Source organism: Arthrobacter sp. cf158, assembly GCF_900106835.1.
Taxonomy (GTDB): Bacteria; Actinomycetota; Actinomycetes; order Actinomycetales; family Micrococcaceae; genus Arthrobacter.
In genome coordinates this window covers 353,726-368,910 of record NZ_FNNR01000006.1, presented here as the reverse complement: position 1 = coordinate 368,910, position 15,185 = coordinate 353,726, and the positions used below count along the sequence as shown (strand labels likewise).

Here is a 15,185-nt window from a genome sequence, read left to right as displayed (position 1 = left end):
ATGTCCCAACTCCCAGATCTCGTCATTGCCCACGGAACCGTGGTCAACAGCTTCGGCCGGCAGCCAGCCCACGTGGTGCTGGACGGAGGCCGGATCACCCGGATCGTCGACGCCGCTGAGGCTGTCCCCGCCGCCGTCAAAACCGTGGACGCGTCCGGCAAGCTGGTCATCCCCGGAGGCGTGGATGGCCACTGCCACGTGGCGCAGGTGACCGGCCGCTTCCGCACGCTGGATGACTACCGGACCACCTCAACAGCAGCTCTGTGGGGTGGCACCACCACCATCGTCGACTTCGGAATTCCGCGCGACGCCCAGGAAACTCCGCTCGACGCTGTGCTGAACAAGAAGCGCCTGGCCACCGAGTCGCGCTGCGACGTTGCCCTGCACGGATCAGTGGTCAGCTGGGACGAGACCGTGCCGTGGCAGTTGGAGCAGCTCGCTGCAGAGGGCGTCCGTTCGGTAAAGATGTACACCACCAACCGCGGCTCCACCATGGCCGATGGGGACACCGTCCTGAAGGTCATGCGGGAAATGGTGCGTCTGGACGGCCTCACATACATCCATGCCGAGCACGATGCCATCATTACCGACTGCACCGAACAGCACGCTTCTGATGGCCGCATCGGCATTGAGCACCTGCACCGTACCCGGCCCGAACTCGCCGAGGAGGTCTCCGTCCAGGAGACCCTGGCCATGGCCGAGTACACCGGAGCGCCCGTGTACTTTGTGCATCAGTCAACGCCCGGTGCCGTGGATCTGGTGACCGAGGCCCGCGAGCGCGGACAGGAGGCCTACTCCGAGACATGCCCGCACTACCTGACCTTGGATGACACCGTCTACGGTTCTGCCTTCCCGGAGTGGTACGCCTGCTGCCCGCCCATGCGCAGCCCCGAAACGGTGGCCGCGCTGAAGGAGCGCCTCGCTGCCGGAGCCATCCACACGGTCTCTTCGGACCACTCCTGTTATGACCTCTCGCAGAAACGTGAGCGCACAGACGACGTCCGGTACATGCCGCACGGGCTGCCCGGCGTGGAGACCCGCATGCCTGTGGCCTTCACGGCCTTGGTGACCGAATCCGGAGGTTCGGTGGAGGACTTTGTTGAGGTGTTCTCCGCCGGCCCAGCTCGGATCAACGCGCTGCCGCGCAAGGGCGCAATCGTGGAGGGATTCGATGCCGACCTGGTGATCTTCGATCCCGCCAGACAGCGAACGGTCGACGGCGGCGCGCTGCACATGGGGACTGATTTCTCGCCTTTCGAGGGGAAGACGCTGAACGGCTGGCCTGCCGTGGTTGTCTCTGCCGGACGGGTGGTCCTCGACGACAGTGGCTTCCATGATCCCGGTGCAGTGGGGCGCTTCGTAGCCCGGAACGGTTTCATTGAGCATCGCGATGCCCTTGCCGAACCTCTGACCACTCATGCGGCGTCTGTCACTGCCGCTTCTGCCACCGCCTAGGAGCCACCATGCCTTCAGAGAACCGCCCCACCCGCATTGGCATGATCGTGCCGTCGTCCAATACCTGCCTTGAGCCGCAGAGCTACCGGATCCTCGGCGATCGCCGCGATGTCACCATCCACTCAGCGCGCATTCCTGTCACCCGCATTGCCTTGGATGATTCCTCCGACAAGCAGTTCGATTCGTCCGTCATGCGTGCCGCCGCCGAGCTGTTGGCCACGGCGAATGTGGACGTGATCGCTTGGAATGGGACCTCAGGATCATGGCTGGGCGCTGCGCATGACCACGCAGTGGCCCGCGAGATCACCGAGGCCACGGGAATCCCGGCTACAACGTCCACGCTCGCCTACCTTGAGGCGTTCGCTGCCTTCGGCACTGAGAGGATCGGGCTGTTCACGCCCTACACCGCGGATGTGAATGAAGCCGTGATTGGCTCATACGGCCGCGAGGGAGTCAAGACTATCGACCACCGCCATCTGGATCTCAGCGATAACGAGTCCTTCGCCAGAGTCACCAATGACGAGATGCTTCCAGGTTCCCTTGAACTGGCGGCTTCGCACCCGGATGCCTTGGTCTATCTGTGCACCAATTTGTACGGCGCCAATATCACCGCCGAGGTAGAGGCACGCACGGGCGTTCCAGTGCTCGACTCCGTCGCGGTCACGCTGTGGCATGCGCTGAAGCTGGCTGGCGCTCCTTTGCTTGACCCGAAATGGGGACGGTTGCTGGCGGACCCTGTGTAAGGCCCGGTAGCCGGTGCCGCGTCAGCTTTCGTCCACCTTTTCCAGAAGCTTTCCCAAGGCATCACGAATATCGTCGTAGTCATACTGACCGGCCCTGCTCTCGGCGGAAACAACACCGCAGCGGTGGATTTTCTTGAAGTCACCAATCGGGAATTTGTAGTGGCCCTTTTGATCGTCGGGGTGTTCGTCGTCCACACCAAGAAACCACTTGGAATACTCGGCATGCCCATGCTTTTCCAGAAACGCGTTCTCATCCTTGGTGGTGGGAGCATGCTCGCTCCAGTCATCACGGGTGTCCTTGACCACCTTGCCGTTGCGGATCAGCTGCTTCGCGTGGTCGAAAGCCTTCTTGTTGAGTTTCACGGTCATGGCGCAACCTCGCTGGTGGGGCGGTTCGGCATGGGCACTTTGTGCAGCCCAGCATAGGACCATCACGGACCGCCCCGGAAGCCCCGGACAGACGTCGGCCGGACTGACGGGGTTCACCCAGGATGTTGTTGCGCGGGCGTCAACTACAGCCCCTTGACCGCCCCCAGCACCTTGGTCAACGAGTCCTTGGCATCGCCAAACAAGAGAGTGGTCTGCGGCTCGTACAGGAGCTCATTCTCAATCCCGGCAAACCCCGGCCGCATGGAGCGTTTGAGGAACACCACCTGCCGGGCGTCGGCCACCTCCAGGATGGGCATCCCATAGATCGGTGAGCCGGAGGTTGTCTTGGCGGCAGGATTGACAACATCATTGGCTCCCACCACCAGGGCAACATCAGTGGTCTTGAACTCGGAGTTGATCTCGCTCATTTCCTTCAGCGACTCGTACGGCACATTGGCCTCGGCCAGCAGGACGTTCATGTGCCCTGGCATCCGGCCTGCCACCGGGTGGATGGCGAAGTCCACATCAATCCCCCTCGCTTCCAGAGCCAGAGCCAGCTCTGCCGCGGTGTGCTGCCCCTGCGCGACGGCAAGGCCGTATCCCGGGACGATGATCACGCGCTGCGCATAGCCGAGGAGCACTGCCACGTCCTCTGCGCTGGACGAACGGACCGGCCGCTCGCTCACGGCCGTGGAGCCCGCGGTGGATCCGCCCTTGAAGGCGCCGAACATGATGCCGGCAACACTGCGCCCCATAGCCGCAGCCATGGCACGCGTGAGGATGGTTCCGGATGCTCCCACCAATGTTCCGGCAACCACCAGGAGGACATTCCCCAGCACCAACCCCGACGCCGCGACGGCCAACCCGGTGAACGCGTTCAGGAGCGAGATGACGATCGGTACGTCAGCGCCGCCCACCGGGAGGACCAGGAGGATGCCGGAAACCAGGCCCAACACCAGAAGCACCAAGGCCAACGCCAGCCAACCGTTCAAGATCACCATCACGCCGGCTCCCACCGCGGCCAGCAGCACCAGGGCCATCAGTGCAGGCAGTCCGGGGAACGTCACCGGGCGGGTGGTCATCAGCCCTTGGAGTTTGGCAAAAGTCACACCGGATCCGGCGAACGAGACCGCCCCCACCAGCAAAGTGAAGACGATAGCTACACGGACCCAGGCGTCCCCTGTATGCGGCAGCTCAAGCAACGCCACCAGAGCAGCGGCGCCGCCGCCCACACCGTTGAACAGGGCAACGAGTTGGGGCATCTGCGTCATGTGCACCCGACGGGCCACAGGGGCAGCCACGCCCGATCCCACCACAATCGCCCCGAGAATCCAGGGAATGTTGTCCAGTTTCACGGATACAAACACCGTCACCACCGCCAGCAGGGCACCAAATGCCCCAATGAGGTTTCCCCGCCTGGCCGTCCGTGGTGAGTTCAGACCCTTCAAGGCCAGGATGAAGCAGGCTGCCGCGGCCAGGTACAGCAGAGCCGTCCAGGTGGGATTGAGCAGCGTCATTGGCGGCGCTCCTTAGCCCCGGGTTCCACCGCATCAACGTTCGACGGCGGCCGTTGCCTTCCGCGGAACATCTCCAGCATGCGGTCTGTCACCACGAACCCGCCCACCAGGTTGGCCGTGGCCAGGACCACCGCGAACAGGGCCACCGCCAACACCCACGGATCGGCAGCCTGTCCGGCCACGATGATGGCCCCCACCAGAATGATGCCGTGGATGGCATTCGCTCCGGACATGAGCGGCGTGTGCAGGGTGCTGGAAACCTTGGAAACAACTTCGAAGCCCACAAAAACAGCCAGCACGGTGATCGTCAGCAGGCTCATGCCATCCATCAGCGCACTCCTTCAGGTCCGGGCTGGGGACGCCCGGACGGAGCAACCCCCAAGGCCGTGTCACCAGCGAGCGCCGCGAGTGCCTCCGCTGTGGGCGCATGCCGTACTTCGCCATTGTGGGTGAGGCAGGTGCCGGCCACAACTTCGTCATCAAAGTCCGGGGACACCACGCCGTCACGGGTCATGAGGGTCAGCAAATTCGCGACGTTCTTGGCATAGAGGCGGGACGCGTCCGCCGGCATTGCCGAGGCTGGGTCTTTGATCCCCACCAACGTCACAACGCCCTGGCCGTCGCCGGTGGGGATGGGAATATCCTGCCCCGGGATGCTCCCTTCCACATTGCCGCCGGACTCGGCCGCCAGGTCCACCACCACGGATCCCGGGCGCATGCCCTGCACCATCTCCCGGCTCACCAGGAGCGGTGCGCGCCTGCCCGGAACAGCGGCAGTGGTGATCAGGACATCAGCCTGCGCGACGTGCGGCGTCAATAGTGCCCGTTGCAGCGCGCCCCTGTCCGCGCTCAGTTCCCGTGCGTACCCGCCTGATGCTTCAGCTGTCTCCAGATCCAGCTTGATGAACGTTCCTCCCATGGACGCCACCTCGTCTGCCGAAGCGGGCCGGATGTCGTTGGCCGAAACCCGGGCACCAAGCCTCTTCGCTGTTCCGATCGCCTGCAGGCCGGCCACGCCGGCCCCCAACACCAGCACCCGGGCGGGCGGGATGGTTCCGGCTGCCGTCATGTACAGCGGGAAGAACCTTGGCAGCCGCATGGCAGCTTCCAGAACGCACCGGTAGCCGGCCACCAACGCTTGGGAGGTCAGTGCGTCCATGGATTGGGCGCGCGATATCCGTGGGACAAGTTCCAGTGCAAAGGATGTGATCCCGCCGGCGGCGAGTGCCCGCACGGTGGGCAACTCCGACGACGGCGACCCCAGGCCCACGGTGACCGAACCCGGGCGGAGAGCCCCCGCCGTCGACGGTTCCATGGGGCGCACGTGGCAGTAGACATCCAGCATGCCGAGGTCCAAGGACTGAACCAGTGAGGCTCCGGCCTGCCGGTAATCATCGTCGCTGTGGCCGGCGGCCAGCCCGGCGCCGGACTCGACTTCCACCGTCAGTCCCAAACCGGCCAATTGTTTGACCGTTTCCGGCGTCGCGGCCACACGTCGCTCACCGTCGAGCGCCTCGCGCGCTATGCCTGCTTTCACCCGCCACCCCTCTTCCGGAACTCCCCAGAAACCAGTTGGCATGAGTCTATGACCGCGGGGGTCCGGGCGGGAGTAGGGGGCTGCGCTATGTGTACAAGTCCATTAGGGTCGATGGGAGCTGGGGGCAACCAGCCACCGCACCGTCGACGAGCCGGTTCCGGCCGTGCCGTCGGGAAGGAACGCCGCTATGGACACGTTCAAAATCGGCTATTTCGTTGGAAGCCTCTCAAGTACTTCCATCAACCGGATCCTCTCCAAGGCGCTGATCAGCGTCGCGCCGCCAGAGCTGGAGTTCCATGAGATCGCCATCAAGGATCTCCCTCTCTACAGCTCGGACTACGACGCAGATTTCCCGCCGGCCGGCCGGGAACTGAAGGACGCCATCGCGGCGTCGGATGGAATTCTGTTTGTCTCCCCCGAATACAACCGTTCCATCCCCGGCGCCCTGAAGAACGCCATCGACTGGGGTTCACGCCCCTGGGGTACCAATTCCTTCGCCCGCAAGCCCACAGGAATCATCGGCGCATCGCCGGGTGGTATTGGAACGGCCGTGATGCAGTCGTCCATGCGGAGCGTGCTGAGCTTCCTCGACGCGCCCCAGTTGAACGCGCCTGAGGCGTATATCCGCTTCGTGGCGGACGCGTACGACGCCGACGGTTCAGTTAAGGACCAAGGTACAGCCGGGCTGTTGCGGCACTACATGGAGGAATACAGCGCGTTCGTGCAGCGCGTCCTTGCCGCCAACGCACCGGGCCACATTGGCGACCAGGAGCCCGATGCAGAGAAGCTGAACCGCTAGTCGAAATCAGGGGTTCAGCGTTCCCGCCGCCAGCTTTCCAATAATGCTGGATTCCAGGTGCTCCAACAGGTGCCGCGGATTGTCATAAACTTCCGCGGCACCAGCCTCGCGCAGCTCAGCCTCGCTGATTCCACCGCAGGTCAGGGCAACGACGGGAACACCGATCGCCGCACCGGCTTTCACGTCCCAGACGGCATCGCCAACAAAAACGACATCCTCCGGGTTGAGCCCGAGCTTCTCCAGGCAGGCCTCCAGGATGTCCGGTGCGGGCTTGCTTTCGTCAGCATCGTTGGAGCTCGTCCACGCGTCGATGGAGGAACCGGCGTCCAGGATGTGGCGGCTCACCTCCAGGTCGCGATCCTGCGCCGATGACGCCAGCCCCACGGCCAGCCCGGCGTCGGAGCACGCAGCCAAGAGGTCGCGGGCCGAGTCGAAAGCCCGCAGCGTGGGCCAGAAAGTTGAGAACACGGCGCCGTGGGCTGATTTCAGGTCCTCCTGCATGTCCCGGGGGCAATCAGGTATCAGGCTCTGGATGAGTTTGTCGCCTCCCATGCCTACACGTCGGTGGATGGCGGACATCTCGATGTCCAGCCCTTCGCGCCGGAAGGCCTGCCACCACGCCAAGGCGTGGAAGTAACTGGAATCGATGAGCGTCCCGTCCACATCGAACAGGACTCCGCGCTTCTTCTGTGCTGCATCAGCTTCCATGGCCTACCACCTTTGCTTGAGACCGTACACCCTGCGGCGCAGGCGCAGGGTCGTTGACAGGTTCCTCCATCACCAGGAGCGCATACCGTTCGGCGGATCCCGTGCGGAGCAGCCCTGTTCCCGCAACATCCCGCATGGCCGCTACTCCCTCTATGGCTTCGTCCAAGGAGGCGTAGCGTTTAGAGAGACCCATCAATGCGTCCCCGCTATCCAACACCAGGATGCGAAATCCTCCGTCGGGGGTTTCCACCAGTTCCAAATGACCGGCCACTCCAACCTCCTCGCCTCGATGACACACCATATAGTAAGACTACTTAGTATAGGCCCGTTCGAAATATTGCGTAACGCGGGAAATAGGCGTCTGCAACTTGTTGTTGGCATGGGCATGACAACAATCGGAATCATCGGTGCAGGACACATTGGCAGCCAGGTCGCACGAAAGGCCGTCGAACTAGGCTACGACGTCGTCATCAGCAACTCGCGGGGCCCCGAAACCCTCAGCGGGCTGGTCGCAGAACTTGGGCCGCGTGCCCGGGCCGCCACGGCGGCTGAGGCAGCAGCGGCGGGCGATTTCGCCGTCGTGACCGTTCCTTTGAAGAACTACCAGAGCATCCCCACGGAGCCGCTCGAAGGCAAGATCGTCATCGACACCAACAACTACTATTGGGAGCGCGACGGCCGCATCCCGGAACTGGATAACGGCGAGGCAACCACATCCGGGCTCCTCCAGAAGCATCTGCCCACCTCCAAGGTGGCCAAGGGCTTCAACCACATCTTCGCCAAGGACATCACCACCGACGGCGCGCCCGCCGGCACCCCCAACCGCCGCGCACTGGCCACGTCAAGCGACTTCCCTGAAGCCGCGGACCTGGTGACCAGGCTGTATGACGAGTTCGGCTTTGACACCGTCAACATCGGCCCGCTCGAGGACAGCTGGCGCGTGGAGCGCGACCGCCCCGCCTACGTCATCCGCCAGAACGCCGACGAATTGCGGGACAACCTCGCCAAAGCGCCACGCACCGTCTAAACAACAACGCACGACGGCGGGCAAGCGCCTTACGCTTGCCCGCCGTCCTATTTTGGGGGTGCTTTTCGCATAGCGGGACACCTCGAATTTCTGGTGCAAAACCGTGTCACGAATCCGATCCAGCGCGCACTGTATGGATGGCTGCCTCCTCAGATGCCCGGCGCATAGGGCATCCGGGGAGGCAGCTGCCCCTTAGAGCCCTGAACCCGAGGAGTCCCGTGTCCACCAAAATCTCAAACTGGCCCGCTGCAACACCCATCTGGGTGGACCTCGGCATCGATGATCTCCAAGCGGCGAAGGCCTTCTACTCCGATCTCTTCGGCTGGGACTACGTCTCCGGCGGCCAGGACTCCGGGGATTACCTGCTGGCGCACGTCGATGGGCGTGCCGTGGCTGGGCTCGGCCCCAAGCAGGACCCTGCCATGCCCACCGTATGGACCACATTCCTGGCATCGGACGACGTCGACACCACGGCCAAGAAGGTGGTTGCGGCCGGCGGGCAGCTGATTGCCTCCCCGTTCGACGTCATGGACTCCGGCCGCATGGCTTTGGCCATGGATACAGTCGGTGCAGTCTTCGGAGTGTGGCAGGCCGGCAATCACATTGGCGCGGAGCGCGTCAATGAGCACGGCGCGCTGTGTTGGAATGAGCTCCACACCCGCGACTACACAGGGGCGCGCTCCTTTTACGCCCAGGCCTTCGATGTCAGCTACCAGGACGTCACTGAGGAAGGCCTGGTCTACTCCACCATCAGAAGGCCACTGGACGGACGCGAAGTTGGCGGAATCCACCACGATGCGGAGCTTTCCGAGGACGTGCCCAACCACTGGATGACGTGGTTCGCCAGCGACTACGTGGAGGGTACTGCCACCCGCGCCGTGGAACTTGGAGCCACGCTCCTGGGGCCCGTTGCCGACAGCCCGCTGGGACGCATGGCAATTGTCCGGGCGCCGCAGGGTGAAGTCTTCGGCATCATCGACGCACCCCGCACCAGCGAGTAGCCGGGGGCGCCGCACCAGCGAATAGCCGGGGGCACTGCCTGCCGGGAAAAGTCAGGCTGCCGCCGGATCCAGGGCCTCGGCGATGACCTCGTGGGCGTGGGCGGCGGCAAGGGGCGACGCCAAGCGATGAACTGCCTGGAAAGTCCTGCGCACCGCTGGACCATGCCAGTCCGGCGGGAGGTAATCGGTGGGCAAGTTCGGGTCCCGGTAAGGGAACCGTCGCCACATGGTGAGCATCGGAATGTAGTAGCGGAAAGCGTCACGCCGCAGCTCTTCAGTGGACTCGGCAAGGGCAACGTCAGGATCGTCACCAACCCGCTCCGTCCACTGCTGCCCGGCCCCGCTGTATAGCTCGAGGAACTCGGTGAACTGCTCATCGAGTTCCTTGAGGTCCCACCATTCGGAAATCTTGGGGCGCATGGGTCCGTCGAAAACGTAGTCACTGCGGAACAGGTCCACGAACTCGATCAATCCACTCGCTGTGAGGCGCTCCCGGGCCTGGTCCAGCTTGTGAGCGGGCGCGATCCAGACGCCGTTGGCAACAGAGCCAAACCCCAGTCCGGACAGCTCGGAACGCAACTGGTGCCTGCGATTACGCAGGGATTCCGGCACGGAAAACACGGCCAGCACCCATGTATCCACCGGCGCAGGCTGTTCGGGCGCAAAAATCCGCCGGTCGCCTTCGCGGAATACATCGCTGACGGACTCCGAAATTTTGTACTTGGCGATCCCGCCCTCGCGGACACTCTTCAGCACACCCTTGGCCTTGAGCCTGGACACTGAGGACCTCACGCCAGGGGCGTCGTAACCGAGCGAACCCAGCATGGAGATCAGCGCAGAAACCGGCAAAGCATCGCCCGCGTTCCGGCCGTAGAGGCCGAAGATCGTGACGAGCAGCTGCTGGTGGCGCACCGGGGGTGCCGGGACGGCGAACATCGAAAGGATCCTCATTTCCGCGCCGCACAACAGGCGCCAGTCCAGTTCATCATAGGTGCGGGATCCGGGGAGGCAGGCGTAGGCTGAGCGGCGTCCCGGCACTTATTCCTGGAGGTCCCGCCATGACCGATGCGCCAGCCTACCCTGTGGGAGCACCCTGCTGGGTGGAGTCACTTCAGCCTGACGTGAGAAAGGCCGAAGTCTTTTACGGTTCATTGTTCGGGTGGACGTTCGAGGATGCATCACCGGATGGCTCCCGCGTTGCGCGGCTCGAGGGACGACGCGTAGCCGGTGTTGGGCAAGCGCCTGCAATGCTCGATCGCGGCGTGTGGGCCACGTACTTCCTCGTGGCGGACCTCGACCATTCAGCGGCTCTTATCGGCGAGGCCGGCGGAAGCATACTGGCCGGGCCTTTGGACACCGGCACTGAGAACGGGGGCAAAGGTGAGCGCACGGCGCTGTTTGCCGATCCCAGTGGCGCGCCGTTTGGAGTGCGTGAAGGCAGCGCCCCCACCGTCGCTGAAATCGTCGATGCGCCCGGCGCTTGGCAGATGAGTGCCCTGCACACGCCCGACATGGCCGGTGCGGAGACGTTCTACGGAACGGTTTTCGGTTGGCGGCTTGACATGGAGCCCGGCACGGACGTGGGACTGTGGCGCTTGGCTGGCAGCACCCGGCGGGCCACCCACCCAACCTTGCCGGATGACGTTGTCGCCGTAGCGACACTGGCTGTCCCCGGGACAGGAGTGCCACCCCACTGGGCAGTCAACGTTCAGGTGTCCGATGCCGATGCTGTTTCCCATCGGGTCATCGAGCTCGGCGGTTCTCTGCTGATGCCGCCAACGGACGCCCCTGGCTTCCGGAACGCAGTTCTGGCAGACCCGGCCGGCGGAGTACTCGCCATCAGCCAGCTCGTAGAGGCGTAGGCCCAGCCTGCCCACCTGTGATCGCGCGGACCAGATGCTCCGGCCAGGGCTGCGCCGAGGTAGTGCCGTGGGGGACGTGCACCGTGGTGACCGTCCCGTAGGCGGCCACCGCACCGGCGTCGGACATCACCTCAAAGGCGAGCGTCAGCGAGGTCCGGCCAAGCGCGTGGATCTTCACCATGGCGGTGATGCGCTGGCCGAACCACAGCTTGGCCTTGTAATTGATAACTTGCTGGACGCGGGGAGCGCTGGGGAAATAGTCCGGCAACTCCAGCTTTCGGAACAGCTCGGCTTCCGCAGCCTCCACCCAGCGCAGGATGGCCGAATTGTGCTGGTGTCCGGAGGCGTCCGTGTCCACCCATTCAACGGTGCGCTCAACGCACGCCTCCGGAAACCTACCCACGATTCTCCTTAGCGGGCACTGACGGCGGCGTCATCCGGATCAGCGCTGGATGCCAGGAGCGGCACCTCGGGCTGCGGCTTCGGAATCATCGCCACTGCACCGGCTGCAAGTACTGCGATACCTGCAAAGATGGCGAAGTTGGCCTCGAAAGGCAGCTTGGAACCCGCAATCCAGCCACCGATCAACGGACCGGAAATGGCACCCAGCCGGGCGAAGCTCAACGCCCAGCCCGTTGCCGTGCCGCGGACCTTGGCCGGGTAGTAGTCGGCGATGTAGCCGGTCAGGACCAAGGACGTGGAGATGGAACCTACCCCGGCGAAGGCCACGAACAGCAGGTTCACCACCATGGTGTTGGGGAAGACCAGCAGCATGATGCCCAGGCCGCCCAGAATGTAGAAGACCACCAGGATGAGTTTCTTGCCGTACTTGTCAGCGGCGCGGCCCAGGAGAAGGCCACCGATGGCGGACGCGAGGCTGAAGACCAGGAGGAACGTCAGGGACGAGCCGAGGTCGTAGCCGGCCTTCTTCATGATGCTCGGCAGCCAGGTGTTCAGGCCATAGACCAGCACCAGGCCACAGAAGAGCGAGATCCAGAAGAACACGGTGGACCGCAGGTACTTGCGCGAGAACATGGTGGTGATGGTCTTCCACCAGGGATCGGCAACCTGCGCACCCGAAGGGGCAACCGGGACCACGGGCCGGTAGTCCACAATCTGCAGTTTGGCAGCCAAAGCCTTCGCCTCAGGCTTGCGCCCCTTTGACTCCAGGTATTCGAGGGACTCAGGGAGGAACTTCCAGATGATGGGGAGCAGGACCACCGGTGCGGCACCGATGGCGATCACAGCGCGCCATCCACCGACTGGCAGGACAAACAGTGCGGCCAGCGCGGCTGCCACGATGCCCAGCGAGTAGCCGGAGTACATCAGGCCGTAGTTGTAGGAGCGCTTGTTCGGGGCCGAGTACTCAATGGTCAGGGCTGCGGCCACGGGGATGACACCGCCCATGCCCAAGCCGCCAATGAGGCGGAACAGGCCGAACAGTTCGGGCGTCGGAGCCCAGGCGGCGCCCGCTTGGGTGAGGGTGAAGATGACCATGGAAGCCAGGAGCATCTTCTTGCGCCCCACGAGGTCGCTCAGTGTGCCAATGAATAGGGCTCCGATAAGCATGCCGATCAGGGCATATGATCCCAGTCCGCCCAAAGCCAGCGGGCTGAGGTTCCATTCCTTATACTCGGCCAAGGCCGGGAGGACGGCTCCGAGAACGCCAACGTCATAACCTTCGGCGAGGATCGCAAGCCAGCAGCAGAACAACACCAGGCCGGTGGTCTTCTTGGGCACGTTCCAGTTATTGACTGGTGCGGTGGCCATGGCTACTTCACCAAAACCGATGCAGCGGCGGACTCGGGAGTCCAGCGAAGGTGGGTGTTGACCTCTTCAATGTCCGCTTCCTTCAGCAAGGACAGACGGGGACGAACGGCGTCCGTGCGTGAGCTCGGAGGTTTCCGGCGGCCGGCACGGAACTGTGGAATCCACTGGGCGCCCGGCCCCTGGTATTCCTGTTCGGCCGCTGCGTGCAGGGTCCACTGGGGATCATAAAGGTGCGTGCGCCCCAGTGCGATGAGGTCGGCACGGCCCGCGAGGAGGATGGAGTTCACGTCGTCGTAGCTGGAGATGGCGCCGACGGCGATGACAGCCACGCCTGCCGGTGCGGCAACTTCCTGACGGATGCGGTCGGCGAACGGCGTCTGGTAGCTGCGGCCGAAAGCGGGCTTCTCTTCCTTGGCCACCTGTCCGGTGGAAACATCCAAGCCGGCAGCACCGTGCTCAACAAAGGCCGCGGCGATGGCCACAGAATCGTCGGAGGTGTTGCCGCCCTCGATCCAGTCGGTGGCGGAGATGCGCACGGTTACAGGCTTGTCGGCAGGCCAGGCCGCGCGAACGGCGTCGAACACTTCCAACGGGAACCGCAGCCGGTTCTCCAAGCTGCCACCGTATTCGTCGGTCCGCTTGTTGGACACCGGCGAAAGGAAGGAGGAGAGCAGGTAGCCGTGGGCGGCGTGGATCTCCAGGAGATCGAAGCCTGCCTCCTCGGCACGGACCGTTGACGCGACGAACTCCGCCTTGATGGCGTCCATGCCCGCGCGGTCAAGCTCCACGGGGGTCTGGTTCTCAGCGCTGTACGGCAGGGCGGAAGGACCGACGGCGGTCCAGTTGCCGGACTCGAGGGGCTGGTCGATGCCTTCCCACATGAGCTTGGTGGAGCCCTTGCGGCCTGAGTGGCCCAGTTGGGCACCGATCTTGGCGGTGGAACGGCTGTGGACGAAGTCCACGATTTCCTTCCAGCTGTCCCGCTGCTCATCCGTGTACAGGCCACTGCAGCCAGGAGTAATACGTCCGGATTCGGAGACGCAGACCATTTCGGTCATCACCAAGCCGGCACCGCCCAGGGCCTTGGAACCGAGGTGGACCTTGTGGAAGTCGCCCGGAACACCATCCGTGGCGGAGTACATGTCCATGGGGGAAACCACAATCCGGTTCTTCAGCTCCAGCCCGCCGATGCGGAACGGCTGGAACATGGCCGGAGCCACCTCGCTCAGTCCCTGCGACGATGCAAAGTGGCGGTCCACGGCGTCGGCGAACTCAGGATCGCGCAGGCGCAGGTTTTCCTGCGTGATGCGGCGGCTGCGGGTGAGCAGGTTGAACGCGAACTGCGTAGGGTCCTGATCCTTGTACTGACCGATCCGCTCGAACCATTCAAGCGATGCCTGTGCCGCGCGCTGGGTGGAAGCCACCACGGGGCGGCGCTCTGCCTCGTAGGCAGCCAGTGCCGACTCAACGTCAGCGTGCTCGTGCAGGCACGCAGCCAAGGCAAGCGAGTCTTCCATGGCGAGCTTGGTGCCCGAACCGATGGAGAAGTGTGCCGTGTGGGCGGCGTCTCCCAGCAACACCACGTTGTTGTGTCGCCAGCTCTCATTGCGGACGGTGGTGAAGTTGATCCACTTGGAGTTGTTGGTGAGGACCTCAAAGCCGTTCAGCTCTTCTGCGAAGATCTCACGGATCTTGGCGATGGCCTTCTCATCCGAAACGCCCGGAGGGAAGACCTCGTTGGCGGTCTGGTCGAATCCTGCCGCGTGCCACACGTCCTGGTGCATTTCCACGATGAACGTGGAACCCTCGTCCGAGTACGGGTAACCGTGGATCTGCATGACGCCCCACTCAGTTTCCTTCACGAAGAACTTGAAGGCCTCAAACACCTGGTCCGTGCCGAGCCACATGAACTTGTTGGTGCGCGGATCAAGGTCCGGTTTGAAGGAATCGGCGTACGTGGCCCGGATCTGCGAGTTGATGCCGTCAGCTGCAAGCACAAGATCGTAGTTGGCTTCGAGTTCCTCGATGGCCGGGGCGAGGGTACTGAATCGCACGTCCACGTTGAGTTCGATGCAGCGGCGCTGCAGCAGCTCCAGCAGTTCCTTGCGGCTCATGGCGGCGAAGCCCTGACCGCCTACCGTGATCATCTGGTCGCGGAAGTGGATGTCGATATCAGACCAGCGGGCAAAGCGGCGGCTCATGTACTCGGCCACCACGGGATCGGCGTTGCCGATGCCGCCCAGTGTCTCATCGGAAAACACGACGCCGAAGCCAAAGGTGTCGCTGGCAGCGTTGCGTTCCCAGAGAGTGATGTCGTGTGACGGGTCCAGCTGCTTCATGAGTGCTGCGAAGTACAGGCCGCCGGGGCCGCCTCCAACGATTGCAATTTTCATGGGT

The 15,185-nt window shown here is 63.7% G+C and carries 16 protein-coding genes; 6 read left to right on the top strand and 10 right to left on the bottom strand.

Features of this window, described 5'->3' with window-relative positions; translation table 11 throughout:
- Together BLW08_RS14650 and BLW08_RS14645 are read left to right on the top strand one after the other, a co-directional pair.
- Entirely contained in the window at positions 1 to 1,455 is a 1,455-nt protein-coding gene (locus tag BLW08_RS14650; protein ID WP_091325960.1) for an amidohydrolase family protein, read from the top strand.
- A gap of 8 nt (positions 1,456 to 1,463) precedes the next feature.
- Entirely contained in the window at positions 1,464 to 2,198 is a 735-nt protein-coding gene (locus BLW08_RS14645; RefSeq protein WP_091325958.1) for a maleate cis-trans isomerase family protein, read from the top strand.
- A 21-nt stretch (positions 2,199 to 2,219) separates the two neighbouring features.
- Here the strand turns inward: BLW08_RS14645 and BLW08_RS14640 are convergent, their stop codons facing one another.
- The 4 genes from BLW08_RS14640 to BLW08_RS14625 all read right to left on the bottom strand — a co-directional run bounded on the left by BLW08_RS14640 (position 2,220) and on the right by BLW08_RS14625 (position 5,621).
- A complete protein-coding gene (locus BLW08_RS14640; protein ID WP_091325957.1) occupies positions 2,220 to 2,567 on the bottom strand; it encodes a hypothetical protein in 348 nt (115 codons plus the stop codon).
- Positions 2,568 to 2,710: 143 nt separating this feature from the next.
- Positions 2,711 to 4,084 carry an NAD(P)(+) transhydrogenase (Re/Si-specific) subunit beta gene (locus BLW08_RS14635; RefSeq protein WP_091325954.1) on the bottom strand — a complete coding sequence of 458 codons (1,374 nt, stop codon included), beginning with the start codon at positions 4,082 to 4,084 and terminating at the stop codon, positions 2,711 to 2,713.
- The gene (locus BLW08_RS14630; RefSeq protein ID WP_090821829.1) at positions 4,081 to 4,413 is read right to left on the bottom strand and encodes an NAD(P) transhydrogenase subunit alpha part 2; all 333 of its coding nucleotides are present in this window, start codon (positions 4,411 to 4,413) and stop codon (positions 4,081 to 4,083) included. The genes BLW08_RS14635 and BLW08_RS14630 overlap by 4 nt, the downstream gene beginning before the upstream one ends.
- Positions 4,413 to 5,621: a Re/Si-specific NAD(P)(+) transhydrogenase subunit alpha gene (locus BLW08_RS14625; RefSeq protein WP_091325953.1), complete on the bottom strand. Its 1,209-nt coding sequence runs from the start codon at positions 5,619 to 5,621 to the stop codon at positions 4,413 to 4,415. The genes BLW08_RS14630 and BLW08_RS14625 overlap by 1 nt, the downstream gene beginning before the upstream one ends.
- Positions 5,622 to 5,808: 187 nt before the next feature.
- Between BLW08_RS14625 and BLW08_RS14620 the strand changes: the two genes are divergently transcribed.
- The gene (locus BLW08_RS14620) at positions 5,809 to 6,420 is read left to right on the top strand and encodes an NADPH-dependent FMN reductase (RefSeq protein ID WP_091325951.1); all 612 of its coding nucleotides are present in this window, start codon (positions 5,809 to 5,811) and stop codon (positions 6,418 to 6,420) included.
- Between the two features lie 6 nt (positions 6,421 to 6,426).
- Here BLW08_RS14620 and BLW08_RS14615 read toward each other — a convergent pair whose 3' ends face one another.
- Both BLW08_RS14615 and BLW08_RS14610 read right to left on the bottom strand, forming a co-directional pair.
- Positions 6,427 to 7,128: an HAD family hydrolase gene (locus BLW08_RS14615; RefSeq protein WP_090821836.1), complete on the bottom strand. Its 702-nt coding sequence runs from the start codon at positions 7,126 to 7,128 to the stop codon at positions 6,427 to 6,429.
- Complete coding sequence (locus tag BLW08_RS14610; RefSeq protein WP_254779876.1) at positions 7,118 to 7,399, bottom strand: hypothetical protein; 282 nt, start codon at positions 7,397 to 7,399, stop codon at positions 7,118 to 7,120. Before BLW08_RS14610 ends, BLW08_RS14615 begins: the two co-directional genes overlap by 11 nt.
- A 114-nt stretch (positions 7,400 to 7,513) precedes the next feature.
- Between BLW08_RS14610 and BLW08_RS14605 the strand changes: the two genes are divergently transcribed.
- Together BLW08_RS14605 and BLW08_RS14600 are read left to right on the top strand one after the other, a co-directional pair.
- Entirely contained in the window at positions 7,514 to 8,155 is a 642-nt protein-coding gene (locus tag BLW08_RS14605) for an NADPH-dependent F420 reductase (protein WP_090821838.1), read from the top strand.
- A 218-nt stretch (positions 8,156 to 8,373) separates the two neighbouring features.
- Entirely contained in the window at positions 8,374 to 9,156 is a 783-nt protein-coding gene (locus tag BLW08_RS14600; protein WP_175538710.1) for a VOC family protein, read from the top strand.
- Positions 9,157 to 9,207: 51 nt separating this feature from the next.
- Here the strand turns inward: BLW08_RS14600 and BLW08_RS14595 are convergent, their stop codons facing one another.
- Complete coding sequence (locus BLW08_RS14595; protein ID WP_254779875.1) at positions 9,208 to 10,107, bottom strand: PaaX family transcriptional regulator; 900 nt, start codon at positions 10,105 to 10,107, stop codon at positions 9,208 to 9,210.
- Between the two features lie 107 nt (positions 10,108 to 10,214).
- Between BLW08_RS14595 and BLW08_RS14590 the strand changes: the two genes are divergently transcribed.
- Positions 10,215 to 11,018 carry a VOC family protein gene (locus BLW08_RS14590; RefSeq protein WP_091325949.1) on the top strand — a complete coding sequence of 268 codons (804 nt, stop codon included), beginning with the start codon at positions 10,215 to 10,217 and terminating at the stop codon, positions 11,016 to 11,018.
- On the opposite strand, the gene BLW08_RS14585 is transcribed toward BLW08_RS14590, so the two are convergent.
- From BLW08_RS14585 to BLW08_RS14575, 3 genes are read right to left on the bottom strand one after another with little or no spacing between them, the layout of a single operon-like run.
- Positions 10,996 to 11,421 (bottom strand): acyl-CoA thioesterase, encoded by a 426-nt coding sequence (locus BLW08_RS14585; protein WP_090821842.1) that lies wholly within the window; start codon positions 11,419 to 11,421, stop codon positions 10,996 to 10,998. The two genes, BLW08_RS14590 and BLW08_RS14585, sit on opposite strands and share 23 nt — an antisense overlap.
- 8 nt (positions 11,422 to 11,429) lie before the next feature.
- Complete coding sequence (locus tag BLW08_RS14580) at positions 11,430 to 12,788, bottom strand: MFS transporter (RefSeq protein WP_090821844.1); 1,359 nt, start codon at positions 12,786 to 12,788, stop codon at positions 11,430 to 11,432.
- A gap of 2 nt (positions 12,789 to 12,790) precedes the next feature.
- On the bottom strand, positions 12,791 to 15,181 hold the full coding sequence (locus BLW08_RS14575) for a bifunctional salicylyl-CoA 5-hydroxylase/oxidoreductase (RefSeq protein WP_091325946.1): 2,391 nt from the start codon (positions 15,179 to 15,181) through the stop codon (positions 12,791 to 12,793).
- Between the last annotated feature and the right edge of the window lie 4 nt (positions 15,182 to 15,185).

What these genes read in the sequence shown, in the direction of transcription:
- BLW08_RS14650 (WP_091325960.1), top strand. Translation starts at nt 1, where the DNA reads ATGTCCCAACTCCCAGATCTCGTCATTGCCCACGGAACCGTGGTCAAC.
- BLW08_RS14645 (WP_091325958.1), top strand. Translation starts at nt 1,464, where the DNA reads ATGCCTTCAGAGAACCGCCCCACCCGCATTGGCATGATCGTGCCGTCG.
- BLW08_RS14640 (WP_091325957.1), bottom strand. Translation starts at nt 2,567, where the DNA reads ATGACCGTGAAACTCAACAAGAAGGCTTTCGACCACGCGAAGCAGCTG.
- BLW08_RS14635 (WP_091325954.1), bottom strand. Translation starts at nt 4,084, where the DNA reads ATGACGCTGCTCAATCCCACCTGGACGGCTCTGCTGTACCTGGCCGCG.
- BLW08_RS14630 (WP_090821829.1), bottom strand. Translation starts at nt 4,413, where the DNA reads ATGGATGGCATGAGCCTGCTGACGATCACCGTGCTGGCTGTTTTTGTG.
- BLW08_RS14620 (WP_091325951.1), top strand. Translation starts at nt 5,809, where the DNA reads ATGGACACGTTCAAAATCGGCTATTTCGTTGGAAGCCTCTCAAGTACT.
- BLW08_RS14615 (WP_090821836.1), bottom strand. Translation starts at nt 7,128, where the DNA reads ATGGAAGCTGATGCAGCACAGAAGAAGCGCGGAGTCCTGTTCGATGTG.
- BLW08_RS14605 (WP_090821838.1), top strand. Translation starts at nt 7,514, where the DNA reads ATGACAACAATCGGAATCATCGGTGCAGGACACATTGGCAGCCAGGTC.
- BLW08_RS14595 (WP_254779875.1), bottom strand. Translation starts at nt 10,107, where the DNA reads ATGAGGATCCTTTCGATGTTCGCCGTCCCGGCACCCCCGGTGCGCCAC.
- BLW08_RS14590 (WP_091325949.1), top strand. Translation starts at nt 10,215, where the DNA reads ATGACCGATGCGCCAGCCTACCCTGTGGGAGCACCCTGCTGGGTGGAG.
- BLW08_RS14580 (WP_090821844.1), bottom strand. Translation starts at nt 12,788, where the DNA reads ATGGCCACCGCACCAGTCAATAACTGGAACGTGCCCAAGAAGACCACC.
- BLW08_RS14575 (WP_091325946.1), bottom strand. Translation starts at nt 15,181, where the DNA reads ATGAAAATTGCAATCGTTGGAGGCGGCCCCGGCGGCCTGTACTTCGCA.